The sequence below is a fragment of the Pseudomonas sp. KB_15 genome (genome assembly GCF_052114525.1).
Classification (GTDB): domain Bacteria; phylum Pseudomonadota; class Gammaproteobacteria; order Pseudomonadales; family Pseudomonadaceae; genus Aquipseudomonas.
The window spans coordinates 1-1,978 of the sequence record NZ_JBFREX010000099.1; the positions used below are offsets into that span (position 1 = coordinate 1).

Genomic DNA, 1,978 nt, shown 5'->3' on the forward strand with positions numbered 1-1,978 from the left:
TCGGAACCGCCTTCGGCGACGCGGTTTTGCAGCAGCTTGTCGGAACCGCCTTCGGCGACGCGGTTTTGCAGCAGCTTGTCGGAACCGCCTTCGGCGACGCGGTTTTGCAGCAGCTTGTCGGAACCGCCTTCGGCGACGCGGTTTTGCAGCAGCTTGTCGGAACCGCCTTCGGCAACGCGTTTTTCCAGCAGGCGATCCGAACCACCTTCGGCCACTCGATTCTCGATCAGACGATCGGAACCACCCTCAGCTACACGGCTTTCAATCAGACGATCCGAGCCGCCTTCAGCGACCACAGGTTGAGCAGATGTGGCGGCGAAAGCGTTAACGGCGAAAACCGAGAAAGCGATGCTGAGAAGGGTTTGGCGTTTCATGATGGTGTGCTCCGGGGTGTAATGGGTTGGTATGGAGCAGATGTTACGCCGGGGATTTTTTATGAGAACTTCATTGAGATGATGGTGAACATCGACGGCAATGATAGGACCCGCGTCATGCCCCGTGTGGGCGTGATGGTGCGGTCGTCGGATGGCCGCTGTGTGGCGGGTGGCGGCTTCTACACTGGATAGCTTGATGCGGCACTGCGGGGGTCGCGGTGTGAAAGGAGACGTTTATGTACCAGCTCTACGGTTATCAGAACTCCGGGGCGGCGGCCATCGAAGCCGCCCTTGAACTCTGTGATATTCCTTATCGCTTCATCGATGTCGAGACCTCCGCGGAGGCGGCCCAGGCGCTGGAGAAACTCAACCCGCTCAAACAGATTCCGACCTTGCAGCTGCCCGATGGCGGCGTCCTGACCGAGAGCGCGGCGATCCTGATTCACCTCGGGCTGACCTTTCCCGCGTCGGGGTTGTTGCCGCCAGACCCGGCCGAGCGGGCCCAGGCCATTCGCGGCATGGCGTACATCGTCAGCAATTGCTATGCGGCCATCGGCATCATCGATTACCCCGAACGCTGGCTGGCCGAGGCGGATGAGTCGTCCAGGCAGAACCTCATGGAGGGCGCCCGCCGGCGCCTGCACTGGAGTTGGGAGGTGTTTGCCGATCAGTTTTCGGGCGAGTTGTATCTGGGCAGCGAGAAGCCAAGGGCCCTGGATGTACTGACGGCGGTGATCTCGCGATGGGCGGGCAGTCGGGAACATCTGCGCAGTGCCCGGCCGGGGTTTTTCGCCTGGCTGGAACGCATCGACCGCCACGCGGCGCTGGCACCGGTATTCGCCCGGCATTGGCCGGCCTGAGAACACTGAAAACCAAATGTGGGAGCGGGCTTGCTCGCGAAGGCGGTGTGTCAGACAGCATTAATGATGTCTGACACACCGCCTTCGCGAGCAAGCCCGCTCCCACATTGGTTTTCGGCGTGTCGAATTATTCCCCGCGAATGTACTGTTCCAGCTGCTTGATCAGTTCCGCCTGTTCGGCAATGGCTTCCTTGACCAGGTCACCGATCGACAGCAGCCCAATCAATTTGCCGCCTTCCACCACCGGCAGGTGACGCAGGCGTCTATCGGACATGATGCCCAGGCAGGTCTCCACGGTTTGATGGGTGTCGACGGTAATCACTGGCGACACCATGATGTCGCGCACCGGCGTGCCCACCGAAGAGCGGCCGTGCAGCACCAGTTTGCGTGCATAGTCCCGTTCGCTGATGATGCCCAGCACTTCATCATTCTCCACCACCAACAAGGCGCCGACGTTTTTCTCGGCCATCTTCATCAGCGCTTCGAGCACCATGTGATCGGGTTTGATCTGGTGCACTTCCTGATTCTTCTGATCTTTGAGCTTGAGCAGTTGGGCGACGGTTTTCATGGTGGTTACTCGGGTGTTGTCGTTGTTCTTGAAGAATCGTAGACGCAAGCGCTCAGGGCAAGGGCGAAAGCGGCAGATAACGCGCAAAAAACGTCATTCGGCGGTTTTTCTTCGGCAAACCTCGCATTTCCGGCCAACACCCCCCTGTAGGAGCGAGCCTGCTCGCGATGGCGGAC

Annotated in this window: 3 protein-coding genes; 1 reads left to right on the top strand and 2 read right to left on the bottom strand. The window is 59.9% G+C overall.

What is annotated here, in order from left to right:
* A partial coding sequence (locus tag AB4Z35_RS29835) for a hypothetical protein (protein WP_442101134.1) occupies positions 1–374 on the bottom strand: 374 nt, incomplete at its 3' end.
* A 236-nt stretch (positions 375–610) separates the two neighbouring features.
* On the opposite strand from AB4Z35_RS29835, the gene AB4Z35_RS29840 reads away from it, so the two are divergent.
* Positions 611–1,234 carry a glutathione S-transferase family protein gene (locus AB4Z35_RS29840; RefSeq protein ID WP_442101135.1) on the top strand — a complete coding sequence of 208 codons (624 nt, stop codon included), beginning with the start codon at positions 611–613 and terminating at the stop codon, positions 1,232–1,234.
* A gap of 127 nt (positions 1,235–1,361) precedes the next feature.
* Here AB4Z35_RS29840 and AB4Z35_RS29845 read toward each other — a convergent pair whose 3' ends face one another.
* Positions 1,362–1,802: a CBS domain-containing protein gene (locus AB4Z35_RS29845; protein ID WP_007987990.1), complete on the bottom strand. Its 441-nt coding sequence runs from the start codon at positions 1,800–1,802 to the stop codon at positions 1,362–1,364.
* Positions 1,803–1,978: the final 176 nt, after the last annotated feature.